29 protein-coding genes and 1 tRNA gene are annotated in these 25,398 nt (G+C 68.5%); 22 read left to right on the forward strand and 8 right to left on the reverse strand.

Annotation, left to right across the window (positions count from 1 at the left end):
* Positions 1–90: 90 nt before the first annotated feature.
* Positions 91–591: a MarR family transcriptional regulator gene (locus EPO52_RS12585; protein ID WP_290806995.1), complete on the reverse strand. Its 501-nt coding sequence runs from the start codon at positions 589–591 to the stop codon at positions 91–93.
* 59 nt (positions 592–650) lie between these two features.
* On the opposite strand from EPO52_RS12585, the gene EPO52_RS12590 reads away from it, so the two are divergent.
* The 6 genes from EPO52_RS12590 (at position 651) to merB (ending at position 5,203) form a co-directional block, all read left to right on the forward strand.
* A tRNA-Gln gene (locus tag EPO52_RS12590) sits at positions 651–722 on the forward strand.
* Positions 723–853: 131 nt separating this feature from the next.
* Complete coding sequence (gene glmU, locus EPO52_RS12595) at positions 854–2,320, forward strand: bifunctional UDP-N-acetylglucosamine diphosphorylase/glucosamine-1-phosphate N-acetyltransferase GlmU (protein ID WP_290806998.1); 1,467 nt, start codon at positions 854–856, stop codon at positions 2,318–2,320.
* Complete coding sequence (locus tag EPO52_RS12600) at positions 2,321–3,298, forward strand: ribose-phosphate diphosphokinase (RefSeq protein ID WP_290807000.1); 978 nt, start codon at positions 2,321–2,323, stop codon at positions 3,296–3,298. It abuts the gene before it with no gap.
* 48 nt (positions 3,299–3,346) lie between these two features.
* The gene (locus tag EPO52_RS12605) at positions 3,347–3,619 is read left to right on the forward strand and encodes a mycoredoxin (protein WP_290807002.1); all 273 of its coding nucleotides are present in this window, start codon (positions 3,347–3,349) and stop codon (positions 3,617–3,619) included.
* The gene (gene ftsY, locus EPO52_RS12610) at positions 3,612–4,484 is read left to right on the forward strand and encodes a signal recognition particle-docking protein FtsY (protein ID WP_290807003.1); all 873 of its coding nucleotides are present in this window, start codon (positions 3,612–3,614) and stop codon (positions 4,482–4,484) included. The genes EPO52_RS12605 and ftsY overlap by 8 nt, the downstream gene beginning before the upstream one ends.
* Positions 4,485–4,522: 38 nt before the next feature.
* Positions 4,523–5,203 carry an organomercurial lyase gene (gene merB, locus EPO52_RS12615; RefSeq protein ID WP_290807006.1) on the forward strand — a complete coding sequence of 227 codons (681 nt, stop codon included), beginning with the start codon at positions 4,523–4,525 and terminating at the stop codon, positions 5,201–5,203.
* Positions 5,204–5,341: 138 nt separating this feature from the next.
* Here merB and EPO52_RS12620 read toward each other — a convergent pair whose 3' ends face one another.
* Positions 5,342–6,136, reverse strand: coding sequence for an alpha/beta fold hydrolase (locus tag EPO52_RS12620; protein ID WP_290807008.1), 795 nt, complete (start codon positions 6,134–6,136; stop codon positions 5,342–5,344).
* A gap of 29 nt (positions 6,137–6,165) precedes the next feature.
* Positions 6,166–6,504 carry a helix-turn-helix domain-containing protein gene (locus EPO52_RS12625; RefSeq protein ID WP_290807010.1) on the reverse strand — a complete coding sequence of 113 codons (339 nt, stop codon included), beginning with the start codon at positions 6,502–6,504 and terminating at the stop codon, positions 6,166–6,168.
* 64 nt (positions 6,505–6,568) lie between these two features.
* Here EPO52_RS12625 and EPO52_RS12630 point away from each other — a divergent pair, with 64 nt between their 5' ends.
* A complete protein-coding gene (locus EPO52_RS12630) occupies positions 6,569–8,866 on the forward strand; it encodes an LLM class flavin-dependent oxidoreductase (RefSeq protein WP_290807012.1) in 2,298 nt (765 codons plus the stop codon).
* A 22-nt stretch (positions 8,867–8,888) separates the two neighbouring features.
* Here EPO52_RS12630 and EPO52_RS12635 read toward each other — a convergent pair whose 3' ends face one another.
* From EPO52_RS12635 to EPO52_RS12645, 3 genes are read right to left on the reverse strand one after another with little or no spacing between them, the layout of a single operon-like run.
* On the reverse strand, positions 8,889–9,779 hold the full coding sequence (locus EPO52_RS12635; protein WP_290807014.1) for an LLM class flavin-dependent oxidoreductase: 891 nt from the start codon (positions 9,777–9,779) through the stop codon (positions 8,889–8,891).
* A gap of 27 nt (positions 9,780–9,806) precedes the next feature.
* On the reverse strand, positions 9,807–11,108 hold the full coding sequence (locus EPO52_RS12640) for an MFS transporter (protein ID WP_290807016.1): 1,302 nt from the start codon (positions 11,106–11,108) through the stop codon (positions 9,807–9,809).
* A complete protein-coding gene (locus EPO52_RS12645) occupies positions 11,105–11,536 on the reverse strand; it encodes a MarR family transcriptional regulator (RefSeq protein WP_290807018.1) in 432 nt (143 codons plus the stop codon). Before EPO52_RS12645 ends, EPO52_RS12640 begins: the two co-directional genes overlap by 4 nt.
* 104 nt (positions 11,537–11,640) lie before the next feature.
* Here EPO52_RS12645 and ffh point away from each other — a divergent pair, with 104 nt between their 5' ends.
* The 3 genes from ffh to EPO52_RS12660 are packed head-to-tail and all read left to right on the forward strand — an operon-like array spanning position 11,641 to position 15,082.
* Positions 11,641–13,218, forward strand: a complete 1,578-nt coding sequence (gene ffh, locus EPO52_RS12650; protein WP_290807020.1) for a signal recognition particle protein — start codon at positions 11,641–11,643, stop codon at positions 13,216–13,218.
* A 48-nt stretch (positions 13,219–13,266) separates the two neighbouring features.
* Positions 13,267–14,223, forward strand: coding sequence for a siderophore-interacting protein (locus EPO52_RS12655; RefSeq protein WP_290807022.1), 957 nt, complete (start codon positions 13,267–13,269; stop codon positions 14,221–14,223).
* Positions 14,224–14,272: 49 nt separating this feature from the next.
* The gene (locus EPO52_RS12660) at positions 14,273–15,082 is read left to right on the forward strand and encodes an LLM class F420-dependent oxidoreductase (protein ID WP_290807024.1); all 810 of its coding nucleotides are present in this window, start codon (positions 14,273–14,275) and stop codon (positions 15,080–15,082) included.
* On the opposite strand, the gene EPO52_RS12665 is transcribed toward EPO52_RS12660, so the two are convergent.
* Positions 15,079–16,212, reverse strand: coding sequence for a glutamate--cysteine ligase (locus tag EPO52_RS12665; protein ID WP_290807026.1), 1,134 nt, complete (start codon positions 16,210–16,212; stop codon positions 15,079–15,081). The genes EPO52_RS12660 and EPO52_RS12665 overlap by 4 nt on opposite strands.
* Before the next feature lie 175 nt (positions 16,213–16,387).
* Here EPO52_RS12665 and rpsP point away from each other — a divergent pair, with 175 nt between their 5' ends.
* From rpsP to trmD, 5 genes are all read left to right on the forward strand, one after another.
* Positions 16,388–16,858, forward strand: a complete 471-nt coding sequence (rpsP, locus tag EPO52_RS12670) for a 30S ribosomal protein S16 (RefSeq protein WP_290807028.1) — start codon at positions 16,388–16,390, stop codon at positions 16,856–16,858.
* Between the two features lie 2 nt (positions 16,859–16,860).
* A complete protein-coding gene (locus EPO52_RS12675; protein WP_290807029.1) occupies positions 16,861–17,097 on the forward strand; it encodes an RNA-binding protein in 237 nt (78 codons plus the stop codon).
* A complete protein-coding gene (gene rimM, locus EPO52_RS12680) occupies positions 17,090–17,671 on the forward strand; it encodes a ribosome maturation factor RimM (RefSeq protein WP_290807245.1) in 582 nt (193 codons plus the stop codon). Before EPO52_RS12675 ends, rimM begins: the two co-directional genes overlap by 8 nt.
* Positions 17,672–17,752: 81 nt before the next feature.
* Complete coding sequence (locus tag EPO52_RS12685; protein ID WP_290807031.1) at positions 17,753–18,559, forward strand: DUF559 domain-containing protein; 807 nt, start codon at positions 17,753–17,755, stop codon at positions 18,557–18,559.
* A 28-nt stretch (positions 18,560–18,587) separates the two neighbouring features.
* Positions 18,588–19,352, forward strand: a complete 765-nt coding sequence (gene trmD / locus EPO52_RS12690) for a tRNA (guanosine(37)-N1)-methyltransferase TrmD (RefSeq protein ID WP_290807033.1) — start codon at positions 18,588–18,590, stop codon at positions 19,350–19,352.
* Between the two features lie 9 nt (positions 19,353–19,361).
* Here trmD and map read toward each other — a convergent pair whose 3' ends face one another.
* Positions 19,362–20,129, reverse strand: a complete 768-nt coding sequence (gene map, locus EPO52_RS12695; protein WP_290807035.1) for a type I methionyl aminopeptidase — start codon at positions 20,127–20,129, stop codon at positions 19,362–19,364.
* Positions 20,130–20,232: 103 nt separating this feature from the next.
* On the opposite strand from map, the gene EPO52_RS12700 reads away from it, so the two are divergent.
* The 7 genes from EPO52_RS12700 to EPO52_RS12730 all read left to right on the forward strand — a co-directional run bounded on the left by EPO52_RS12700 (position 20,233) and on the right by EPO52_RS12730 (position 25,312).
* The gene (locus EPO52_RS12700; protein ID WP_290807037.1) at positions 20,233–20,730 is read left to right on the forward strand and encodes a hypothetical protein; all 498 of its coding nucleotides are present in this window, start codon (positions 20,233–20,235) and stop codon (positions 20,728–20,730) included.
* 177 nt (positions 20,731–20,907) lie between these two features.
* Entirely contained in the window at positions 20,908–21,255 is a 348-nt protein-coding gene (rplS, locus tag EPO52_RS12705) for a 50S ribosomal protein L19 (protein ID WP_290807039.1), read from the forward strand.
* 92 nt (positions 21,256–21,347) lie between these two features.
* Positions 21,348–22,274 carry a signal peptidase I gene (lepB, locus tag EPO52_RS12710; protein WP_363340254.1) on the forward strand — a complete coding sequence of 309 codons (927 nt, stop codon included), beginning with the start codon at positions 21,348–21,350 and terminating at the stop codon, positions 22,272–22,274.
* Positions 22,271–22,978 (forward strand): ribonuclease HII, encoded by a 708-nt coding sequence (locus tag EPO52_RS12715; RefSeq protein ID WP_290807041.1) that lies wholly within the window; start codon positions 22,271–22,273, stop codon positions 22,976–22,978. Before lepB ends, EPO52_RS12715 begins: the two co-directional genes overlap by 4 nt.
* A 12-nt stretch (positions 22,979–22,990) precedes the next feature.
* Complete coding sequence (locus EPO52_RS12720) at positions 22,991–23,314, forward strand: DUF2469 domain-containing protein (RefSeq protein ID WP_022898285.1); 324 nt, start codon at positions 22,991–22,993, stop codon at positions 23,312–23,314.
* Between the two features lie 106 nt (positions 23,315–23,420).
* Positions 23,421–23,780, forward strand: coding sequence for a YraN family protein (locus tag EPO52_RS12725; RefSeq protein ID WP_290807044.1), 360 nt, complete (start codon positions 23,421–23,423; stop codon positions 23,778–23,780).
* The gene (locus tag EPO52_RS12730) at positions 23,777–25,312 is read left to right on the forward strand and encodes a YifB family Mg chelatase-like AAA ATPase (protein WP_290807046.1); all 1,536 of its coding nucleotides are present in this window, start codon (positions 23,777–23,779) and stop codon (positions 25,310–25,312) included. Before EPO52_RS12725 ends, EPO52_RS12730 begins: the two co-directional genes overlap by 4 nt.
* Positions 25,313–25,398 lie beyond the last annotated feature (86 nt).

The raw sequence follows: 25,398 nt of genomic DNA on the forward strand, positions 1-25,398 counted from the left end.
GGGGGGGGGGGGGGGGGGGGGGGGGGGGGGGGGGGGGGGGGGGGGGGGGGGGGGGGGGGGGGGGGGGGCCAACGGGGGGGGCGGGGGGCCTCAGGCGATGTCGAGCGAGAGGCGGCGCAGGAGGGCCGCGAGGCGCTCCTGGTCGGCCTTCGAGAGCCCCGCGAGCAGGTCGGCCTCGGCCTCGACCAGGTGCGAGATCGCCGCATCGACGCGATCGCGACCCTCGACGGTCATCGACACGAGCACTCCACGCCCGTCGTTGGGGTCGGTGCGCCGCTGCACGAGGCCGCGCCGCACCATGCCATCGATGCGGTTCGTCATGGTGCCGCTCGACACGTAGGTCTGCTCGAGCAGCGCCTTCGGGCTCAGTTCGTGCGGCGCGCCCGCCCGGCGCAGCGCGGCGAGCACGTCGAACTCCCACGACTCCAGGTCGGCGGTGGCGAACGAGGCGCGCCGGGTCTTCTCGAGCTGCTTGGCGAGCCGCGTGACCCGCGACAGGATCTTGAGCGGCGAGAAGTCGAGCCCCGGATGCTCGCGCACCCACGCGTCGACGATCTCATCGACGGTGTCGCGCGAATCCCTCTGGTGCATCCACCCATTATGTCCACCTGAGGTCTGGCAGACTGGACTACTGCATCGGCAACCGATGATCCGCGATGGTGTAATGGCAGCACGACAGCCTTTGGAGCTGTTAGGTCCAGGTTCGAGTCCTGGTCGCGGAGCTGGCAGTGCGGTGCGATTCGATGCGCCGGATTCGCCTTCGTGCATGTGACGGGGCCCTACCCGATATGCCCGAAGTCGAATCCGGAGCATCGAATCGCATCCCGCCATCGTGAAGTGAGAAAGGCATCCCATGACTGATCAGAGGCTCGCGATTGTGGTGCTGGCAGCAGGCCAAGGTACGCGAATGAAGTCCGCCACCCCCAAGCTCCTCCACGAGATCGCGGGCGTCCCCCTCATCGGCCACGTGCTCGCCACCGCCGGAGAGCTGGATGCGGCATACACCGTGAGCGTGGTGCGCCACGAGCGCGACAGCGTCGTCGAGGTGATCGCCGACCACTTCCCGTCGAGCATCATCGTCGATCAAGACGAGGTGGCCGGCACCGGCCGCGCCGTCGAGCAGGCCCTCGAGGGGCTTCCCGCCGACTTCGACGGCGACGTGCTCGTGGTCTCGGGCGACGTGCCGCTGCTCGACGCGGCCACCCTCAACGGGCTCATCGCCGAGCACCGGGCCACCGGGGCATCCGCCACCCTCCTCTCCGCCCTGCTCGACGACCCCAGCGGTTATGGCCGCATCGTGCGAACGACCGACGGGATGCTCGACCGCATCGTCGAGCACAAAGATGCCACCGACTCCGAGCTCGCCCTGAACGAGATCAATGCGGGCGTCTACGTGTTCGGCCTAGCCGAGCTGCGCGACCAGCTGGCGCAGGTCACCACCGCCAACGCCCAGGGCGAGAAGTACCTCACCGACGTGATCGGCCTGCTGCGCCGTGCGGGCTCCGACGTCGCCGCCGTCAGCGTCAGCGAGCCCTGGCTCGTGGCGGGCGTCAACGACCGCGCCCAGCTCTCCGAGGCCGCCGCCAAGCTCAACGCCCTCATCGTGCGCGGCTGGCAGCTCGCCGGGGTCACCGTGGTCGACCCTGCCACGACCTGGATCGACCTCACGGCGAGCTTCGAGCCCGACGTCGAGCTGTTGCCGGGCACCCAGATCAAGGGCGCCACCACCGTCGCGAGCGGCGCGAAGATCGGCCCCGACACCACCCTCGTCGACTGCGAGGTGGGCGAGAACGCGGTCGTGAAACGCACGGATGCGACCCTCTCCGTGATCGGCGCAGGCGCATCCGTCGGCCCCTTCGCCTACCTCCGGCCGAACACCGTTCTCGACGCCGACGGCAAGATCGGCACCTTCGTGGAGACGAAGAACTCGCACATCGGCCCCGGCAGCAAGGTGCCTCACCTCTCGTACATCGGTGACACCGAGGTGGGCACGGGATCCAACGTGGGTGCCGGCACCATCACCGCCAACTACGACGGCGTGAACAAGCACCGCACCGAAGTGGGTTCGCACGTTCGGACGGGCTCGCACAACGTGTTCGTCGCCCCCGTTAGGATTGGTGACGGCGCCTACACAGGTGCCGGAACGGTCGTCCGCAAAGACGTTCCCGCTGGTGCTCTCGCGATCAATGTGGCTCCCCAACGGAACATGGCGGGCTGGGTCGAACAGAACCGGCCCGGTTCGGCGGCGGCCGCTGCGGCATCCGGTGCGCAGACGGATGACGCGCAGACCGCGCGGGCATCCGGAGAGAGCGGAGAATAGGTGTCCGGAATCAAGGCCAGCGGAGAGAAGAGCCTCGTCGTCGTCTCAGGACGAGCGCATCCGAAGCTGGCGGAGGACATCGCGGCAGAGCTCGGCACCGACCTCGTCGAGACCGAGGCCCGCACCTTCGCGAACGGCGAGCTCTACATCCGCTACGGCGAGAGCGTGCGCGGCAGCGACGTGTTCGTGCTGCAGTCGCACACCGCTCCCATCAACGAGTGGCTCATGGAGCAGCTCATCATGGTGGATGCACTGAAGCGCGCGAGCGCCAAGCGCATCACGGTGGTGGCTCCCTTCTATCCCTACGCCCGCCAGGACAAGAAGGGCCGCGGTCGCGAGCCCATCTCCGCCCGTCTCGTGGCCGACCTGTTCAAGGCCGCCGGCGCCGACCGCATCATGTCGGTCGACCTGCACGCCGCCCAGATCCAGGGCTTCTTCGACGGTCCCGTCGACCACCTCTTCGCCATGCCCGTGCTGCTCGAGCACATGCGCAAGTCGCTCGACCCCGCCACCCTCACCGTCGTGAGCCCCGACATGGGCCGCGTGCGCGTCGCGGATGTCTGGAGCGACAAGCTCGGCGTGCCCCTCGCCATCATCCACAAGCGCCGCGACCCGCGGGTGCCCAACCAGGTGAGCGTGCACGAGATCGTGGGCGATGTGAGCGGCCGCGTGTGCCTTCTCGTCGACGACCTCATCGACACCGGCCGCACCATCGTGGCCGCCGCCGAGGCGCTCAAGGCGAACGGCGCCACCGGAGTCGTGGTGGCCGCCACGCACGCGGTCTTCTCCGACCCGGCCACCGAGATCCTGCAGAGCGATTTCATCGACCAGGTCGTGGTCACCGACACACTCCCGCTGCCGCCCGAGAAGCACTGGGACCGCCTGACGATCCTGCCGATCGCCCCGCTCATCGCGCGCGCCATCAACGAGGTGTTCTCCGACGGCTCGGTCACCACGATGTTCGACGGAGACGCCTGATCGCCGGCACGCGACATCCGCTCGCCCGGCAGGCTTAAACTGGATGGCATGAGCATCGCCTCGATCGACACCTTCACCCCCGCGGCCGGAGCCGTCACCATGTTCTCCACGAGCTGGTGCGGCTACTGCAAGCGCCTCAAGACCCAGCTCGACGCCCAGGGCATCGCCTACACCGAGGTGAACATCGAAGAGGTCGATGGCACCGCCGAGCTCGTGGCCGCGGTCAACGGCGGCAACCAGACGGTGCCCACGCTGATCTTCCCCGACGGCTCCACGGCCACCAATCCGTCGGCGCGCGAGGTCGCCGAGCGCCTTGGCTGATCGCCCCTGGTCGCTCTCGGGCGCGCTCCGCGGCATGTTCGCGAAGCGCACCATCGACGACGAGACATGGGAAGACCTCGAAGACGCCCTGATCAAGGCCGACTTCGGGCCCACCGTCACCGACGAGGTGGTCTCCGACCTCCGGGCGAAGGTTCAGCGCTACTCCACCACCGACCCGAAAGACCTGCAGCGGATGCTCCGCGAGTCGATCGAGGAGCGCCTCGCCAAGTACGACCCCACCCTCAAGCTCACCGAGCGCCCTGCGGTGGTTCTCGTCGTCGGCGTGAACGGTGTGGGCAAGACCACCACCATCGGCAAGTTCGGCAAGTTCCTCCGCACCTACAACCGCACCGTCGTGGTGGGCGCGGCCGACACCTTCCGTGCCGCCGCGGTGGAGCAGCTCGCCACCTGGGCGGAGCGCGCGGGGGTCGACATCGTGCGGCCGCAGCACGAGGGGCAGGACCCTGCGTCCGTCGCGTTCCAGACCATCGAGAAGGCCAAGGCGAACGGCACCGAGATCGTGATCATCGACACGGCCGGCCGGTTGCAGACCAAGGGTGGCCTGATGGACGAGCTGGGCAAGATCCGGCGCGTCATCGAGAAGCAGGCCCCGGTGTCGGAGGTGCTTCTCGTGCTCGACGCCACCACCGGTCAGAACGGGCTGGCGCAGGCCGATGCGTTCATCCAGCACGCCGGTGTCACCGGGCTCGTGATCACGAAGCTCGACGGCTCGGCGAAGGCCGGCTTCGTTCTGGCCGTACAGGAGAAGACGGGCATCCCGATCAAGCTGGTGGGCCAGGGCGAGGGCATCAACGACCTCACGGGATTCACCCCGCACGTGTTCGCCCAGAACCTGGTGGGCTGATCTGCAGCTGAGATAAGCTCGGGTCTGGAGGAGTCTTCATGATCAGTGCCCCAGCCGAACTCGTTCGCGCGAGCGTCTACCGCGGGTTCGCCGAGACGGGGCGGTGCCCGACAGCCGCCGACCTGGCGGCATCCACCGGCCTCTCGGCCCTCGCCGTCGAGTCGGCCCTCGTCGAGCTCGACGACAGCCATCACATCGTGCGTCGCGACGGCGAGCTCGTGCTCGCCCATCCGTTCGCCACGCGGTCGTTCGGATTCTCGGTGATGGGGCCCGACGTGCTGTGGTGGGGCGGATGCGCGTGGGACTCGTTCGCCATCCCCCATCTCGTGCCCACCTCTCCCGAGGTGCTCGTGGCCACCACCTGCCCGGCTTGTGCCACACCACACGCCTTCACGGTCACGAACCGCGAACCTCCGGCGGGTGCCCAGGTGGCACACTTCCTGGTTCCCGCGGTGCACATCTGGGACGACGTGGTGCACAGCTGTGAGAACCAGCTCATCTTCTGCTCGGATGAGTGCGTCGAGACGTGGCTCTCATCGACGGGCAGGCAGCGCGGGTACGTCATGTCGCTGGAGACCCTCTGGGCTCTCGCATCGCGCTGGTACGAGGGGCGCCTCGACAGTCCGTACGCACGGCGGGAACCTGCTCAAGCCGCCGAGTACTTCCGCAGTGTGGGGCTCACCGGGCCGTTCTGGGAGGCGCCGCCCGCGCCCGCCTGAGGTTCGCCGGTCGGGTTCCCGCTGCGCCCGCGTGGAGTTCGCCAAGCCTGCGCCGAACCGGCGGCGTCGGCGCCGCGGTTGTCGGCTCGCTTGGAGAAGTCCGCACGTCGTGGCGGCCGGCGGCCGACGTGTGGAGGTTCAGCCGGCGTCGACCTCGGCGAGGAACTCGCGCACCGCGCGCACCGTCTCCGGATGCCGCGGGGTATCGGCATGCCCCGCACCCTCCACCACGGTGAGCCGCGACGTCGGCAGCGCTCCGTGCACGTGCTCGGCGGCGCGCATCCGCTCGGGGTCACGGGTGCCCGCGATGAGGGCGACGGGCATCGACAGGGCGGCGATCTCCGCATCCGTCACCCGCGGCACCCGTTCGGCCTCGCGCATGTAGGCCGCCAGGGCGAGCCCGTCGTTCGTGAGGAACGCGGCACGGGTGCCGGGGTCGAGCGGATGCCCCATCCGCTCCTCCCATGCGGCGACGAACCCCGCCATGCCGCCCGCTTCCAGCGTGCCGATCGCCTCGGGAAAGAACACGCGGTCGAACACCCCGCTCCCTGTTCCGGGCGCCCCGGCGATGCTCGTGAAGCTCGAGAAGCGCGACGGATGCTGCGCCGCGAGCGAGAAGCCCACCCGCGCTCCGAGTGAGTACCCCACGAGGTGGGCGCTCTCGATCCCCGCGGCATCGAGCACCGCGATCACGTCGCCCGTGAACCGCGCCATCGCGTAGGCATCGGCCGTGTGCGGCTTGTCGCTGCGCCCGTGCCCGCGGAAGTCGAGTGTCACCACGGTGTGCCCGGCGAGTTCGCGCAGATACCCGTACCCACGCCACGTGGCCTGCGACAGGGCGGTGCCGTGCAGCAGCACGACGCAGCTCCCGCTGTCGCCGCTCACGCGGTAGGCGACCCGAGTGCCGTCGTCGGGATTCGTGGCGTAGTCCATCCGTTCACGCTACCTGTCGGGTAGCACGCTCAGGTCCAGCGCTGGCCCCAGGCCACGAGGGGCTGGAGCGACTTCATGAGGTCGATCCCGCGGTCGGTCAGGGCGTAGCGCACCTGCACCGGCGTGCTGGCCACGACCTCGCGCGTCACGAGGCCTTCCTTCTCGAGCTCCTTGAGGCGCTGGGAGAGCAGCCGGTCGGAGAGGCCCGTGACCGTAGCCAGGATCTCGCTGAACCGGCTCGAGCCCTGTGCGATGGCGAGCAGGATGCCAGAGCTCCACCGTTTGCCGACGAGTTCGAGCGACGACTGGAACAGCCGGCACTGCGAGTCGTCGATGTGGTGCCAGGTGGTCTGGGTCGCGGTAGTCACTTACTTAGTGTAAGGCACTAACTCACTGTTTGGCGCGGGGCGACCGCGCTGCCACCATGGAGCCATGCCCCACTACGGTCACCGCCTCCAGTTCGGAACCTTCATCACCCCGGTGAACACCCCGCCCGAGGCGGCCGTCGCCCGAGCCCAGCTGAGCGAGCAGCTCGGCTACGACCTCGTGACCTTCCAGGACCACCCCTACCAACCGTCGTTCCACGACACGTGGACGCTGATGACCTGGGTCGCCGCCCAGACCGAACGCATCCATATTGCTCCGAACGTGCTCAACGTGCCGCTCCGCCCGCCGGCGGTGACGGCCCGCGCCGCCGCCAGCCTCGACCTGCTCTCGGGTGGCCGCTTCGACCTGGGTCTCGGCGCCGGCGGCTTCTGGGACGCCATCGAGGCCATGGGTGGCACCCGCCTCACACCCGGTCAAGCCGTCGATGCCCTCTCCGAGGCGATCGACGTCATCCGTGGCATCTGGAACGCCGGCGACCGCTCCCACTTCCGTGTCGACGGACAGCACCACCGCATCGACGGCGCCAAGCGGGGTCCCCTGCCCGCCCACGACATCCCGCTCTGGATCGGCGCCTACAAACCCCGGATGCTGCGGCTCACCGGCCGCAAGGCCGACGGCTGGCTGCCGTCGCTCGGGTACCTGCAACCCGGCGACCTCGCGCGCGGCAACGCCACCATCGACGAGGCCGCCACGGAGGCGGGCCGCGATCCGCGCGAGATCCGCCGTCTCCTCAACCTCTCGGGCCGCCTGCTTCCCGCGGGCGGGGCCGATCGCGCGGAGACCGGCCGCTCCGGCGCCGGCCCCATCGAGGGTCCGAGCGAGCGCTGGGTCGACGAGCTGCTCGGACTCGTGGTCGACCACGGCATCGGAACGTTCATCCTCGGCTCCGACGACCCGAACCAGCTCCAGCAGTTCGCCGTCGAGGTGATACCCGCCCTCCGCGAGGCCGTCGATCGCGAGCTCGGCATCGACAGCTCCGTCGAGAAGGCCGTGCGCACCTCCATCGCGCTCGCCAAGCGCCGCGACGGCATCGACTACGACTCTCTGCCGGCTTCCCTCGCCGCCCGGGCGATCGAACCCGGCGACCTCGGGTACTCGCGTGTGCGTTCCACGTACATGCGCGGCGGCGCCCCCGGGCTGGTGCTTCAGGTGCACTCGGTGGACGAGGTGGTCGACGCGCTCGCCTTCGCCCGCGCGCATCCGGATGCCGCTCTCGCGATCCGCAGCGGTGGTCACGGCATCAGCGGCCGTTCCACCAACGACGGCGGCATCGTGATCGATCTCTCGAAGCTGAACGCGATCGAGGTGCTGGACGAGGAGACCCGCCGGGTGCGCCTCGAGCCCGGCGCCCGCTGGATGGATGTGGCCGCCGAGCTCGGCACCCGCGGCTGGGCTCTGAGCTCGGGTGATTACGGGGGAGTGGGTGTGGGCGGTCTCGCGACCGCGGGCGGTGTGGGCTGGCTCGTGCGCGAGCACGGCCTCACCATCGACCACCTGCGCGCCGTCGACCTGGTGCTGGCCGACGGATCGGTCGTTCACGCCAGTGAGAGCGAGAACGCCGACCTCTTCTGGGCCGTGCGGGGTGCGGGTGCCAACTTCGGCATCGTCGTGTCGTTCGAATTCGAGGTCGACGAGGTGGGCGACATCGGCTGGGCGCAACTCGCGTTCGATGCATCCGACACCGCCGCGTTCCTGGAGCGGTGGGGCGCGACGGTCGAAGGGGCCCCGCGCGACCTCACCAGTTTCCTGATCATGGGGCGGCCGCGGCCCGCGCAGCCGGCGATCGCGCAGGTGCTGGTGACCGTCGATTCCGATGTGCCCGAGACCATCATCGACCGCCTCCAGCCGATGGCTCAGATCGCACCCCTCGTCGACCAGTCGGTGCAGCTCATGCCCTACTCGGCGTTGATGGCCAACGCGCAGGGCGGCGACCACGACGGTCAGGGTGACCCGGCTGCACGCTCCGGCCTGATCGACCACATCACGCCGGAGTTCGCCGAGGCGGCGGCCGGGCTCATCGCCAGCGGGTTGGTCTACTTCTTCCAGATCCGTTCGGTCGGCGGCGCGGTGTCGGATGTCGCCCCCGAGGCCACCGCGTATGCGCACCGCTCGGCGAACTTCTCGGTGGTGGCCTTCGGAGCCGACCGCGCCCGCCTCGACGCGGTCTGGGAGGACTTCGGCGAGCACTTCGACGGTCTCTACCTGAGCTTCGAGACCGACCTGCGCTCCGAACGCATCGAAGGCGCCTTCCCGCCGGCGACGCTCGCGCGTCTGCGTGCCCTCAAGGAGCGCTACGACCCCGCGAACGTCTTCCGCGACAACTTCAACATCGCGCCGCGCTGACCTCGGTGCAGCGGCGGACCGTCTACTCCGTGAAACGGGCGGCCACGGATTCGAGCACGGCCTCCGACCCCGCGTAGATGCCCGACGCCCGAGGCCAGTGGCTGATCATGTCGGTGAAGCCGAGCTCGGTGGCCCGCCCCTCGAGATCGTCGAAGGCGTCGACACTCTCGAACGAGAAGCCGACGCCGGCGTTCAGGGAGTCGACGGAGAGATAGCGGGGGAAGGATGCGGGATCGCGCCCGGCCGCGGAGAGCGCCACGTCGAGGCGTGCCGCCAGTGCGGCGAGGTCAGTCCACCACTCGTCACCCGATCGCTCGCCGACCCCGGTCGTGACCCAGCCCTGCCCTTGGCGCGCGGCCAGGGCGAGGCCCTTCGGACCATTCGCGGCGATCACGAACGGGAGCCGCGGATGCTGCGCCGGCGCACCCACCATGCGCGCATCCTGAGCGGTGTACCACTCGCCCGCGAACGAGATGCCCTCCGATCCCGGCTGCTCGAAGCGCAGCAGCACGTCGAGGTCGTCGACGAACTCGGTGAACCTCTCGTGCCGCTGCCGCGCGGCGAGCGCGGGCTGACCGAGCACCACCGAGTCGAAACCGGTTCCGCCCGAGCCGACGCCGAGAATCATCCGGCCGCCCGAGATGTCGTCGACGGTGGCGAGCTCCTTCGCGAACGGCACCGGATGGCGGAAGTTCGGCGACGCCACGAAGGTGCCGAGCCGGATGCTCGTGGTCACCGTCGCGGCCGCGGTGAGCGTGGGGAGGGTGGCTCCCCACGGCTCACCGGCGAGCGTGCGCCAGGAGAGGTGGTCGTAGGTCCAGGCGTGATCGAAGCCGAGTTCTTCGGCGCGCGACCATTTCCGGCGCGCTTCGGGCCAGGGGTCTTGGGGGAGGATGACGATTCCGTGCCGCATCACCCGAGTCTGCCAGCGAATCCCGCGTCAGGCCGTGCGGGCCTCGACCTCGTCGAGTTCGAGTTCTTCGGCGAGGGCGGCGCGGTCGAGCCCGACGGCGGCCAGACTTCCCGTGGCGGTGAGCTGACGGCGCCCGTATCGCACCAGCCACACGGCTCCGATGCCGAAAGCCACCAGGCCGGCGAGCGCCGCGGTGCCGAGGGCCCAGCGGGGACCGAGGGTATTGGCGACGGCGCCGAGCAGGGGTGCGCCGATGGGAGTGCCGCCCATGAACACCGCCATGTAGAGCGCCATCACGCGGCCGCGCATCCGCGGGTCGGTGGTGGTCTGCACGGTGCCGTTGGCGGTGGTCATGAGGATCTGGCCCGAGAACCCGATCAGCACGAGTGCCGCGGCGAAGAACCAGTAGCCGGGCGAGAGCGCGGCCGCGAGCGCGAACACCCCGAACGAGGCGCACGCCAGCACCACCAGACGGATGCGCGGCCTGTCCCTGCTCGCCGACACGAGGGCGCCCGCCACCGAGCCCACCGCCATGATCGAGGTGAGCAGACCGAACCCGGCGGAGTCGAGGCCGAACTCCACGGTGGCCATGGTGGAGGTGAAGATCGCGTAGTTGAAGCCGAAGGTGCCCACGATGAACACGATCACGAAGACGAGCAGCAGATCGGGGCGCCTCCGCACATAGCGGAACCCTTCGAGCAACTGCCCTTTCGCGCGTGACGCCTTCGGCGTGGCCATGAGCCGCGATGGCTTGATGAACTTGAGCGAGGCCAGCACACCGGCGAAGGTGACCGCGTTGATGAGGAACACCCAACCGGCCCCCACGAGCACCACGAGCACTCCGGCGATGGCCGGCCCGATGGTGCGGGCGGCGTTGAACGACGCCGAGTTGAGCGCCACCGCGTTCGACACGTTCGCGCCCGAGACGAGCTCGGACACGAAGGTCTGACGCACCGGTGCGTCGATCGCCGAGGCGATGCCGAGCAGCACGGCGAAGAGGTACACGATCCAGAGCTGGGCGTGACCCGTCACCACGATCAGGCCGAGGCCGAGGCCGAGCAGCGCCATCGCGAGCTGGGTGGCCATGAGGGTGTGCCGACGGTCGAAGCGATCGGCGATCCATCCGGAGACCGGCACGAGCAGGAGGCCCGGCCCCAGCTGCAGAGCCATCGTGATGCCGAGCGCCACCGCGTCATGGTCGGTGAGAGCGGTGAGCACGATCCAGTCCTGAGCCGTGCGCTGCATCCAGGTGCCCACGTTCGAGACGAGGGCACCCGCGAACCAGATGCGGTAGTCGATGCTCGCCAGCGAGCGGAACATGGCGCTCACTGTTCGAACAGCTTCCGGATGATCGTGGCGGCCTCTCCGAGCACCGCGCGTTCGTGCGCATCCAGGGTGTCGAGACGGTGATCGAGCCAGACCTCGCGGCGGCGGCGGGTCTCGAGGGCGATCGTGCGGCCTGCATCCGTGAGGGAGACGTGCACCATGCGCCGATCGTCGTGGCTGCGGGTGCGCTCGACCAGCGCGGCTTCTTCGAGCACGTTGAGCGTGCGGTTCATCGACGGGGGTGAAACCTGGGCCCAGACGCTGAGGGTTGCCGGGGTGAGAGGGCCTTCTCGGAAGAGGTGCAGCAACACGCTCGTCTGCGGTTCGCTCAGCTCGTCGGCTGCGCGCTCCTGGCGAAGCCGCCGCGACAGGCGCATCACTCCGGTGCGCAGCTCGCTGCTGAGCGTGGGGGAGTCATCGGAGCCGGGCATGTACTTAGCATACGCTAATTAGCATTGCTAATGACTGGCGTTCGCCGAGAGCGAGGACCGCCCTCGTCGAGCTCTCCGGCGCGAACGGCTAAAATGGCGGCACCATGGCTACTTTTGGAAATCTCTCGGACAGGCTCGCCGACACCTTCAAGAACCTCCGCACGAAGGGAAAGCTGAGCCCCGCGGATGTGGACAGCACCGTGCGTGAGATCCGTCGTGCCCTGCTCGACGCCGACGTCGCACTCGACGTCGTGAAGGAGTTCACCGGCAAGGTGCGCGAGCGCGCCCTCGGCGACGAGGTGAACAAGGCCCTGAACCCCGCCCAGCAGGTGGTGCAGATCGTCAACGAGGAGCTCGTGCAGATCCTCGGCGGGCAGCAGCGCAGGCTCGAGTTCGCCAAGAAGCCGCCCACCATCATCATGCTGGCCGGCCTGCAGGGTGCCGGCAAGACCACGCTCGCGGGCAAGCTCGCGAAGTGGCTGGCGAAAGACAATCACACGCCGATCCTCGTGGCGGCCGACCTCCAGCGCCCCAACGCGGTGAACCAGCTGCAGGTCGTGGGTGGCCAGGCCGGGGTCCCCGTGTTCGCGCCCGAGCCCGGCAACGGCGTGGGCAATCCCGTCAAGGTGGCCAAGGACTCGATCAAGTACGCGGTCGACAAGCAGTACGACACGGTCATCATCGACACCGCCGGCCGGCTCGGTGTCGACGCCGACATGATGAAGCAGGCGGCCGACATCCGTAAGGCCGTCGATCCCGACGAGGTGCTCTTCGTGATCGACGCGATGATCGGTCAAGACGCCGTGGCCACGGCCCGCGCCTTCCAGGAGGGCGTCGACTTCACCGGGGTCGTGCTCACGAAGCTCGACGGAGACGCCCGCGGTGGTGCCGCTCTCTCGGTGGCCTCGGTCACCGGTCGACCCATCATCTTCGCGTCGACGGGTGAGACCCTCGACGACTTCGAGCCGTTCTACCCCGATCGTATGGCGTCGCGCATCCTCGACCTGGGTGACATCCTGTCGCTCATCGAGCAGGCCCAGTCGGCCTTCGACGAAGAAGAAGCCCGAGCGGTCGCCGAGAAGTTCGCCACCGACTCGTTCACGCTCGAAGACTTCATGAAGCAGATGCAGCAGCTGCGCAACGTGGGCTCCATCAAGAAGATGATGGGCATGCTCCCCGGCGCCGGCGGTCTCAAGCAGCAGCTCGAGAACTTCGACGAGAAGGAGATCGTGCGCACCGAGGCGATCATCCAGTCGATGACGAAGGCGGAACGCCAGAACCCGAAGCTGCTGAACGGCTCGCGCCGACTGCGCATCGCGCGCGGTTCGGGCATGACCGTCACCGATGTGAACTCGCTCATCCAGCGCTTCGAGCAGGCCTCGAAGATGATGAAGACCGTGGCCAAGGGCGGCGTGCCCAACGTTCCTGGTATGGGCCCCATCCCGGGCGCCGGCTTCGGCGGTGGGCGTGGCAAGGCGCAGGCCAAGAGGAAGAGCGGATCCCGGTCGGGCAACCCCGCGAAGCGGGCTGCCGAGAACGCGGCCCGCGCCTCCGGCGAGAAGCCGGCGATCGCAGCCACGACCGGCGGGGGAGCGGGCTTCGGCCTCGGCTCCAAGGCTGCGGATGGCACGCCGAACCCGAGCCCTGAGGAGCTCGAGGCGCTGCAGCGCTTCCTGCGCTGACCCGACTCTCCCGGGCGGCCGGGCGCTGGTTAGGGTAGCCTTACTCGGGTGACCTCCTCTGCACCCGCCCTCGCGACGCCGTTCCGCCTCTTCGAGGTCCGGCTCACGAAACGCACGGTGCTGAGTCCCACTTTCGTGCGCTTCACGTTCACCGGGCCCGAGCTCGACCGGTTCGCCGACAACGGGCTCGACCAGCGCATCAAACTGCTCTTCCCGGCCGGCGACGGGTTCGCGACCCTGATGCGCTCCCCGGACGACTGGTACACCGCCTGGCGCGGGCTGGCCGACGAGGAGCGCCCGCCGATGCGCACCTACACGATCCGGGCCGTGCGGCCGCACGAGAACGAGATCGACGTCGACATCGTGCTGCACGGACTCGTGGGAATCGCTTCGACCTGGGCCTCCACGGCGCCGGTGGGCTCGCCCCTCATCGTCTGCGGGCCGAATGCCGACTTCGATGCGTTCCACGGCGGCGTCGACTTCCATCCGTCGGCCCGAACGGCACGCATCCTGCTGGCCGGCGACGAGACCGCGCTCCCGGCCATCGCGAACATCCTCGAGCGCCTGCCGACGGACGCGCGGGGGTGCGCGATCGTCGAGGTTCCGGATGCCGGCGACGCAGCGGCACTGCCCTCCCACCCCGGTTTCGACGTGATCGTGGCGGCGCGCCCATCCGGTGGATCGCACGGCGATGCTCTCATCCCGCTCGTGCAGGAGCACGCGGCACGGCTGCTCGACCGGGCGGGCGGCACCGCGACATCCGGAACCGCCGGAGGCCCCGCCGGCGCGCTCTCGGAGCTGGAGGATGTCGACATCGACGAGGGGATCCTCTGGGAGGTGCCGAACGACGAGAGCGGCGACGACGTGCCCGTGTACGCCTGGCTCGCGGGAGAAGCCGGCGTCATCAAGGCCCTCCGCCGCCACCTCGTCTCGGAGCGCGGCATCGACCGTCGCTCGGTGGCGTTCATGGGCTACTGGCGGCTGGGCAAGAACGAACAGAACTGACCGGGGACAGGGCGTTTCTCCCTCTCGCCGGCGTGCCTAAGCTGGCACTATGACGACTCCTTCCCGGCCCGTGCGCATCGGCGTGCAGATCGCGCCGCAGCACTCCTCGTACTCCACCATCCGCGACACCCTCGCCTTCCTCGAAGACGTGGGCGTCGACATCGCCTTCAACTGGGACCACTTCTATCCGCTCTCGGGCGAGCCCGACGGCCTGCACTTCGAAGGCTGGACGATGCTCGCCGCCTGGGCGGAGCAGACCTCGCGCATCCAGTTCGGCCCTCTGGTCACCTGCAACAGCTACCGCAACCCCGACCTGCTGGCCGACATGGCACGCACCGTCGACCACATCAGCGCGAAAGACGGCGCAGAGGGCCGGCTCGTCTTCGGCATCGGATCGGGCTGGTTCGAGCGCGACTACGACGAGTACGGCTACGAGTTCGGCACGGCCGGCCAGCGTCTCGATGCCCTCTCGGAGGCGCTGCCCCGCATCGAAGCCCGCTGGTCGAAGCTCAACCCAGCGCCCACCCGTGACATCCCGGTGCTGATCGGCGGCGGCGGCGAGAAGAAGACGCTGCGCATCGTGGCCGAGCACGCCGACATCTGGCACTCGTTCGCCGATACCGAGACCCTGGAGCGCAAGCTGGGCATCCTGCGCGAGTGGTGCGAGAAGGTCGACCGCGACTTCTCCGACATCGAGATCTCGGTCGGCACCCGCGGCGCCCGAGGCGACAGCGCCCCCGATATGGATCGCCAGCTCGAGCTCGGCGTCACCCTCTTCACCCTCGGCATCACAGGCCCCGACCTCGACCTCCAGGGTGTCAAAGACCTGGTGAAGTGGCGCGATCAGGTCACCGGCTAGCTCAGGCCGTGGCGCAACTCCTTGGTGAGTGACGCCACGACGGCCCGGAGGCTCCCGCCGTTCTCCTCGGCCACGCGCAGCTGCCGCTGGTAGCTGGCGCCGTGGTCGAGGATGAGGTTCACCTGATCGAGCTCGGTCGCGCAGCCGAGCCGCTCGGCGACCGGCGCGAGGCGTTCGAGTTCGCCGCGCACCGCATCCGTCACCAGTTGCTCGTCGCCGCCGGAGTTCAGGATGATCTCGGCCTCCATGCCGTAGCGGGCCGCCCGCCATTTGTTCTCGCGCACGAACCAGGGCTGCATCGTGGGCAGCTCCTCGCCCGAGTCGAGCCGGCCCGCCATGTCGTCGACCAGGCATTGGATGAGGGCGGCCACCGCCCCGATCTCCTCGGGGCTCGAGAGCCCGTCGCAGGCTCGCATCTCCACGGTTCCCCACTGCGGCGAGGGGCGGATGTCCCACCGCACCTCGGTGTGGTCGCTGATCACCCCGGTGTGCAGCAGGTCGTCGACGTACTCCTCGTAGTTCGCCCAGCTGCCGAACTGGTAGGGCAGGCCCGCGGTGGGCAGCTGCTGGAACATCAGCGCGCGGTTGCTGGCGTATCCGGTGTTCACCCCGCCCCAGAACGGGCTCGAGGCACTGAGCGCCTGAAGATGCGGGTAGTAGTTGAGCAGGGAGTTGACGATCGGCAGGGCCTTCTCGCGGTCGTCGATGCCGACGTGCACGTGGATGCCCCAGATCATCATGTTGCGGCCCCACCACTGGGTGCGGTCGATGAGCGTGTGATAGCGCTCCTTGTCGGTGACCGTCTGCTCGAACCACTGACCGAACGGGTGTGAACCGGCGCACATCAGCTCGACGTCGAGAGGGTCGGTGATGGCGCGCACCTCGGCCAGTTGCCCTTGGAGGTCGTCGACCGCATCCGACACCCGGTGGTGCACACCCGTGACGAGCTCGACGGTGTTGCGCAGCAGTTCGCCCGTGATCTTCGGATGCTCGGTGCCGTCGTCGCCCTTCAAGGCATCGAGCACATCGCCCGCCACGTTGATCAGGTCACCGGAACTCTGCTCGACCAGCGCGACCTCCCATTCGATGCCGAGAGTGGAGCGTTCGGACGGAGCGAAGGAGATCTCCATGGGGCGCCTTTCGGGAATTACCGCTTTGCCAGCAATATCTGTCAGAATAGCCAGTCGAGTCCTGCCCCGCCCGACCCTCTAATCAGGCGACAGGATTCCCTTAGAGCTTTTGCCGAGTGTGCCCCCACGCTCACGGCTGTCAGTTCGCCCATTCAATAGATCACACAGGAGAATTGTGGCTGTCAAAATCCGTCTGAAGCGCCTCGGCAAGATCCGTGCGCCCTACTACCGCATCGTTGTGGCCGACTCGCGCACCAAGCGCGATGGTCGTGTCATCGAGGAGATCGGTCTGTACCACCCCACCGAGGAGCCCTCGGTCATCAAGGTCGACTCCGACCGCGCGCAGTACTGGCTCTCCGTGGGCGCCCAGCCTACCGAGCAGGTTGCCGCGCTGCTGAAGCTCACCGGCGACTGGGGCAAGTTCAAGGGCGACAAGAACGCCGTCTCCACCGTCAAGGTGAAGGGCGAGAAGGAAGCCTTCGTCGTCGACGAGAAGAAGAAGCCGGTGCTCAAGCCCAAGGCCGAGCCGAAGGCCGCTCCGGTCGAGGCCGAGGCTGCTGCTGACGCCGAGGCTGCTGCCGCGACCGACACCGAGGCCAACGAGGCCGCTGTCGAGGCCGTCGAAGACGCCGCGGACAAGGCCTGACCTTGCTCGCTCCCGCTCTCGAGCACCTCGTCAAGGGGATCGTCGACAACCCCACCGAGGTGCGGGTCATCACGAAGAGCTCACCGCGCGGCGAGGTCCTCGAGGTGCGCGTGCACCCCGACGACCTCGGCCGCGTGATCGGTCGCTCCGGTCGCACCGCGAAAGCGCTGCGCACCCTCGTCACCGCGCTGGCCGATGGCAAGCGCGTTCGTGTAGACGTGGTGGACACCGATTACTGAGAACAACAAGACCCAACTCCGGGTTGGTCGTCTCACCAAGGCCCATGGCCTGAAGGGCGCGATCAAGCTGGAACTGTTCACCGACGACCCGGAACGACGCTTCGTTCCGGGCGCGGTGTTCACTCTGCAGGTGCCCACGTCGTCGCCGTGGCACGGCAAGACCCTCGAACTCACCGAGCTGCGCTGGTACAACAGCCACCCGGTGGGCTTCTTCAGGGGCGTCGCCGACCGTGATGCGGCTGAAGGGCTCGTCAAGGCCATCCTCTGGATCGACCTCGACGAGTCGGAGACCTCCTCGGAGGAAGACGCCTGGTACGACCACCAGCTCGTGGGCCTCAAGGTCGTGCGCGACGGCGTCGAGGTCGGAACGGTGCGTCTCGTCGAGCACCTTCCGGCACAAGACCTGCTGCTCGTCAAGACGCCGGCGGGCGAGGTGATGGTGCCGTTCGTGAAGGCAATCGTGCCCTCCGTCGATCTCGCTGCGGGCATCGTCACGGTCACGCCCCCGGCGGGCCTCTTCGAAGAGCTCCCCGACGACGCCGACGAGCCGCCGGCGGCCGAACCCGCCGAGTAACTACGTAAATAGAGAAGACCGACCGCGTATATCGGGTCGGTCTTCTTCATTTCTATAGTTGCGCCTTGAACACTGGCGAGCATGCCTCATGCCGTCGAGTTCGTCAGCCGCGTGGGTGGTGTCGCGTCGGTCGCTTTCCTGAACGGGCGTGGCGTCACCGCCGGCCGCATTGACGCGGCAGTCGAGCGTGGAGAGCTGCTTCGGGTGCGCAAAGGCTGGGTCGCCGTCCCCGCGGCGCAGAATCTGGCGTCTCCCCACGACCGCCGCATCCCCCTCGGCCGCCCCGAGCGGTTCGGCATCGCGCTCCACCGTTCCCACCGCGCCCCCTTCCTCGACGAACCCGAGGGCCCGGTCGACTCCTTCGCCTGGGCGCTCCTCCACTCGATCACCTGCCAGACGAAGCCCGACGCGATCGTCACACTCGACTCCGCTCTGCACCAGAAGCGCATCTCCCGCACCGAACTCGAGTTCCTCGTGGCCGGGCTCCCCGCGAAGTACCGCGCCTACCTGGAGCTCTCAGACGGATCCGCCGCGTCCGGCCTCGAGACCAAGGCCCGCCTCGGTCTCCGCCGCTTCAACATCCCCTACCGGACCCAGGTGAAGATCGCCGGCGTCGGCTCTGTCGATCTGGTGGTGGGCGAGCGCCTCGTGGTGGAGACCGATGGCCGCGAATGGCACACCAAGACGGAGGCGTATCTCGAAGACCGCCGCCGAGACCTCGAGCTCGCAGCTCTCGGCTACGCCGTTCTGCGCCTCAGCTACCTCCAGGTGATGGAGCAATGGGACGCGGTGATCGACGTCATCCGCTCGATGGTCGCCCGCGACGAGCACCGCTGGAACCCGAAGCACCTCAAGGCCGGCCTCGGCACCGGTCGCGAGCTGATCTGACGGGTCGCGCCGCCGTTAGGCTTTGGGGATGCGCATCGACGTCGTCACGATCTTCCCCGAGTTCTTCGACGTGCTCGACATCTCGCTTCTCGGCAAGGCCCGCCAGACCGGACTGCTCGATGTGCGCGCCCACAGCTTGCGCGAGTTCACCCACGACCGGCACCGAACGGTCGATGACACCCCCTATGGTGGCGGCGCCGGCATGGTGATGAAACCGGAACCCTGGGGCGAGGCGCTCGACGCGATCCTCGGCGAGGGGCCGGGGGTTCCGGATGCGGGCGACTCCGCCGCTCCCGCAGCACCCGAGCTCGCGGCATCCGGAGACCCGGCCGCCCCCCTCGTGATCTTCCCGTCGCCCGCCGGCACCGTCTTCACGCAGGCCATGGCCCGTGAACTGGCGCAGCGCGAGCACCTGGTGTTCGGCTGCGGCCGCTACGAGGGCATCGATCAGCGCGTCTTCGACCACACCGCGACTCGCGCCGAGGTGCGGCTCGTCAGCATCGGCGACTACGTGCTGAACGGGGGAGAGGTCGCGGTGATGGCCATGATCGAGGCGATCGGCCGCCTCATCCCGGGCGTCGTGGGCAACCCCGAGAGCCTCGTCGAAGAATCGCACGAAGACGGCCTGCTGGAGTACCCGAGCTACACCAAGCCCTCGACCTGGCGCGGTCTTGAGGTGCCTCCGGTGCTGCTCAGCGGCAATCACAAGGCCATCGAGACCTGGCGCCGCGAGCAGCAGCTCGAGCGTACGCGGCGTGTACGCCCCGACCTGCTGCCGCCCGACGCCGGGTAGTGCGGGGGTTCAGCGCCGCGCGGTGAGTACCAGCGGGCCGTCATCCGTGATGGCCACGGTGTGCTCCATGTGCGCGCCGTTCGAGCCATCCGCCGAGCGGAGCGTCCAGCCGTCCTTGTCGGTGTAGATCTTGTCGGTGGTCTCGAGGAACCACGGCTCGATCGCGATCACGAGTCCCGCGCGCAGGGGCAGTCCGCGCCCCGCGCGCCCTTGGTTGGGCACGTGCGGGTCGCCGTGCATCGTGCGGCCCACGCCGTGTCCACCGAAGTCGGTGTTCACGCCGTAGCCCGCGGCGGTGGCCACGGCGCCGATGGCGGCCGAGATGTCGCCCAGCCGGTTGCCCGGCCGGGCGGCCGCGATTCCGGCGGCCAGGGCATCCGTCGTCACCTGGATGAGCCGGGTGTCTTCCGCGCGAGCTGTGCCCACCTGCACCGTGATCGCCGAATCGGCCACCCAGCCGTCGACCGATGCCGCGAAGTCGAGGCTCACCACGTCTCCGTCGCGCAGGGCGTAGTCGTGGGGGAGGCCGTGCAGCACGGCGTCGTTGACGCTCGTGCAGAGCACCTTGCCGAACGGGGAGGCGCCGAACGACGGGTGGTAGTCGATGTAGCACGACTCGGCGCCGCGCGCGCGGATCATGTCGTGCGCGATCTTGTCGAGCTTCAGCAGGTTGACACCGACGGCGGCCTGCTTCGCGAGCTCGGAGAGCACCTCGCCCACGAACACGCCGGCGGGCCGCATCTGCTCGATTTCAGCGGGGGTCTTGAGCTCGATCATCTTGGTCCTTCCGATGGGGCGACGGATGCGCGCAAAGCACCCATGAAGACCCTACCCACCTGAGTCTCAGCGAACATGCGGAGAGCCTGCATAGTCTGGTCGGGTGCTGATCCGCAAGGCGTTCTTCTACTGGCAGTTCCCCGCTGCAGTGATCCTGCCCGCCTGGATTCTCATCGGCTGGGGTATCTTCTCGGCAACCGGATGGCAGATCATCGGCCTCATCGTCGGCGTCATGATGCTCACGGTCGCCATGCTCGCCACGGCCGGACTCATCTTCGCCCGCAAAGACGTGCGCGCCGAGAAGGCCGTCTCGTGGCTCGACGTCGGCCTGCTGACCGTGCTGCACGGTCTCATCATCGCCGTCGGGTTCTTCACCCCCGCCACGGCGCTGCTCGGCACCCTCGCGGTGGTGGCGGTCATCGCCCTGTTCTGGTCGGGCATCATCCAGCTCGTGGTCGAGACGCGCAAGCGGGTGAAGGCGGCGCTCGCCGGGTACGAGGAGCAGGTGCGCCGCGTGCAGAGCCCTCTTCAGTCACCCCGCGTCGACGGCGAATACATCGTCATCCAGACGAGCGACCGCACCGCGCCACCGCGCCTCTGAGGCACTGCCCGAGGGCGCATCCTGCGTCTTTGCGAGGATGCGCCGATCTATGGCACAATTGACCCTTGTGCCACGGCCCGGCTCTGCCACAGGGGAGCCAGCAATCATCCGGCACATCATCTACCGACTTCAAAGCCGTGCTCGACCTGTGAGCGGGCGCAGATTGCGAACTACACAATGCATATCCTCGACAACGTCGATGCGGCCTCGCTCCGCAGCGACATCCCCGATTTCCGCGCCGGCGACACCGTCAAGGTGCACGTGAACATCATCGAGGGTACGCGCTCGCGTATCCAGATCTTCCAGGGCGTCGTCATCGCCCGAAAGAACGAGGGCGTTCGCGAGAGCTTCACCGTTCGCAAGGTCAGCTTCCAGGTGGGCGTCGAGCGTACGTTCCCCGTGCACTCCCCGGTGATCGACCACATCGAGGTCGTCACCCGCGGTGACGTGCGCCGGGCGAAGCTCTACTACCTCCGCAACCTGCGTGGCAAGAAGGCCAAGATCAAAGAGAAGCGCGACTCGTAGTCTTCGCTTCGAATTCGCTCCACGCCGAGCGTGATTTGAAAGCTATCCTGAGCTCCCGACCATTACAGTGGTTCGGGAGCTCAGGCGGTTAAATGACAGAAACATCCGTGCCATCGCACGACAGCAGCGACACGGGCGGCACCGCCGATCGGCGTTCGAAGCGGCAACGCAGCGCGTGGCTGTTCGTGCGCGACCTGCTCATCATCTTCGTGATCGCGCTGGTCGCATCCGTGCTCATCAAGACGTTCTTGGTGCGGTCGTTCTACATCCCGTCGAGTTCGATGGAGAACACGCTGCAGATCAACGACCGCATCCTCGTGAACCAGCTGGAACCGAACGTCATCCCGATCACCCGGGGCGACGTCGTCGTGTTCAAAGACCCGGGTGGCTGGCTGCCCGCGGTGGCCCAGCCCACGAAGAACCCGGTCGTCGCGGCCCTCGACTGGGCGCTGCAAGGTGTGGGCCTCGCGCCGGATGATGCCAACGACCACCTCATCAAGCGCGTCATCGGGCTGCCGGGCGACCACGTGGTGTGCTGCAACGCCCTGGGGCAGATGTCGGTCAACGGCGTACCACTCGACGAAGCGGAGTATCTGAAGCTCCCCGACGGCGTCACCGCCGTCTCCCAGGAGGCCTTCGACGTCACCGTGCCGGCGAACTCGCTGTGGGTGATGGGCGACAACCGCTACAACTCCGCCGACTCGCGTTTCAACCAGGAGAAGCCCGGAAAGGGCTTCGTTCCCATCGGCAACGTGGTGGGGCGCGCCGTTCTGGTGACCTGGCCCATCGACCACTGGGCCTGGCTCGACGACTACGGAGACGTGTTCAGCGGGATTCCGGATGCGGCACCCGCGGCCGAGGGTGCTGCCGCGTCTGTGGCCCCGCCCGCCTCGTCGTCCGCATCCGGCTCGGCCGACGGCGACGGCGACAGCGACAGCGACGGCGTCGATCTGGTCGCCGAGGCCGCGCGTGAGGCCGTGTCGGCACCCACGCTCGACTCCCTCGGCAGCACCCGATGACCCCTGTCGCCGATCCCACGCTCGACCTCGAACGAAAGATCGCGGGCGTGGGGCGCGGCCGGCGGCCCAATGGCCACAGCGGCATGGTGATCGGCTGTGACGAGGTGGGCCGTGGCGCGCTCGCGGGCCCTGTGGCGGTCGGTCTCTGCGTGATCGACGTGCGGGCCGCGCGGGAGGTGCCCCGAGGTCTGCGTGACTCGAAGATGCTGTCGGAGCCGCGGCGCGAGGAGCTCGCTCCCGTGGCCATGTCATGGGGGCTCGCGCACGCCGTGGGCTACGCCTCGGCGCAGGAGATCGATGAGAAGGGCATCAGCGTGTGCCTCGGCCTCGCGGGCAAGCGGGCACTGGCCGAGCTGCACTCGGCGGGGGTCGATGTCATGGCGGCCACGATCATCCTCGACGGGCACTTCGACTGGCTGTCGCCCGTGCTCAGCACCCCGCTGTCGATCCGCACCCAGGTGAAGGCCGACCGCGACTGCGCGTCGGTGGCGGCCGCATCCGTCATCTCGAAGGTGGCGCGCGACCGCATGATGATCGATCACGACTCCGATTTCCAGGGCTACGGCTGGGCGCGCAACAAGGGCTACGCGAGCGAGGAGCACCGCGACGCCATCCTGTCCCTCGGTGCGACGGAGCTGCACCGGCACACCTGGTTGTCGAAGCTCTTGGGCTCTGCCGAACTGCCGCTCGAGTTCACGGCCTAGACTGGTCGCACGATGGACGAGGACGAATTCGAAGACTACGACCGCGAGGTCGAGCTGGCTCTGTACCGCGAGTACCGCGATGTCGTCTCGCAGTTCAAGTACGTGATCGAGACGGAGCGCCGGTTCTACCTCGCGAATGAGGTCGAGCTCGCGCGACGCGACACGGAGCACGATTTCTACTTCGAACTCACCATGAACGACGTGTGGGTGTGGGACGTGTACCGTTCCGACCGCTTCGTGAAGTCGGTTCGGGTGCTCACGTTCAAAGACGTGAACGTCGAGGAGCTCTCGAGCAAAGACTTCGAGCTGCCCAAGGAACTCGCGCTCGACGAGTAGAAACCTCCACTTCTGCACTTTCGCTGCGGAGTCGGTTTCGTCCACAGATCCGCTGTGAGCGGCCTGCTGCCTGCTCCGTCGACCGATCCTGGTCGCGGAGGTTGCCATGAAAGCGAAAGACGCACTGGGGCGGCGAGGCGAGGAGATCGCCTGCGCCCACTTGATCGATGCCGGTTTCCACGTGGAGGCGCGCAACTGGCGCTGTCCCGTGGGCGAGATCGACATCGTGGCCCGCGAGGGGCCCGAGCTCGTGATCGTGGAGGTGAAGACGCGGTCGACGGATGCCTTCGGCCACCCGTTCGAGGCCATCACGCCGGCCAAGCTCAGGCGTCTCCATCTGCTGGGGGCGGCCTGGGTCGCCGCGCACGAGGGCGGCCGACGGCGGCCGTTCCGGGTCGATGTGGTGGGCATCCTGTGCGCGTCGTCGGGTGAGCCCACGATCGAGCACCTGCGGGCGGTGGTGTGATGGTGGCGCACACGCTGTCGGTCGCGCTGCTCGGCATGACCGGGGCGGTCGTGGAGGTCGAGGCGCACATCGCGAGCGCCATTCCCGGCTTTCAGATCATCGGCCTGCCCGACACGGCGCTCTCCGACGCGAAAGACCGGGTGCGGGCCGCTGCGGCAAACGACGGATGCCCGTTGCCGGCCAAGAAGATCGTGGTGAACCTCTCACCGGCGTCGTTGCCGAAGCAGGGTTCCACCTACGACTTGGCCATCGCGCTGGCGGTTCTGGCCGCCGAGGGTGCCATCGATCCCTCGTCGATCGCGGGTGTCGTGCACCTCGGCGAACTGAGTCTCGACGGCCGCGTGCGGCCCATGCACGGCGTGCTGCCCGCGATCGTGGCGGGGCGAGCCGCCGGGTACCGGCGATTCGTGGTGCCGCGGGGCAATGAAGACGAGGCGCGCCTGGTTCCGGATGTCGAGGTCACCACGGTGACCTCGTTGCGCGATGCTCTCATCCGCCACGGGGCCCACCTCGATCCTGAGGTGGTGGAGCCGCTGGTTCTGGCACCTCGGTCGGAGGTGGCGGCCGCGACGGGAGACCTGTCGGATGTCATCGGCAATCCCGATGCGGTCGAAGCCCTCATCGTCGCCGCGGCCGGCGGGCACCACCTCTTCCTCCTCGGTCCCCCGGGTGCCGGCAAAACGATGCTGGCCGAGCGGCTGCCGTCGCTGTTGCCCGACCTCGAGCCCGAGGCCTCGTTGGTGGCCACCTCGCTCGCCTCCCTGGCGGGGCGGCCTCTGACCGGCCTCGTGGTGCGGCCACCCCTCGAAAGCCCGCATCACACCTCGTCGGCCGCGGCCATCGTGGGTGGTGGGTCGAAGGTCATCCGTCCAGGAGCCGCGGCGCGAGCGGCCCACGGCGTCCTCTTTCTCGACGAGGCGCCCGAGTTCGCGAGTGCGGTGCTCGATTCACTGCGGCAGCCGCTCGAATCCGGAACCATCACGATCCACCGGGCCAACGCGGTGGCTCACTTCCCCGGTCGCTTCCAGTTGGTGCTGGCGGCGAACCCCTGTCCGTGCGGACAGTTCGGTACGAGTGACATCGCCTGCACCTGCACGCCGATCGCGCGACGTCGGTATCTCGCGCGCATGTCCGGCCCGCTGCTCGACCGAATCGACCTGCAGCTGCGGGTGGAGCGGGTCACCACGGCGGCCATCCGCGTGGCGGGCGACGGGGGAATGGCTGTCACGAGTGCGGAGGCCCGTCAGAGGGTGGAGGCAGCCCGTGTCGTGGCGCGGGAGCGGCTGGCACAGACCCCGTGGCGCACCAATTCGGAGGTGCCGGGCGGCTGGTACCGCTCAGCGAAGCGCCGCCCGGCACCTCGGGTGACCGCATCCATCGATCGCGCGCTCGAGCGCGGCACGCTCACGATGCGCGGCTACGACCGGGTGCTGCGGGTCGCCTGGACCTTGGCCGACCTCGACGGTTCCCCGATGCCCACCCGCGACCACGTCGGCTGGGCACTCTTCCTCCGTCGGTCGGTGAGCGCATGAGCCGCCATCCCGTCGGTCGCGCCGAGGTGCGCGTTGTGGTGGCCCCGTTCCCCGAGGGCTCCGGCGCGGGTCGTCCTCCTGTCAGG

This window comes from Herbiconiux sp. (assembly GCF_004297105.1).
Taxonomy (GTDB): Bacteria; Actinomycetota; Actinomycetes; order Actinomycetales; family Microbacteriaceae; genus Herbiconiux.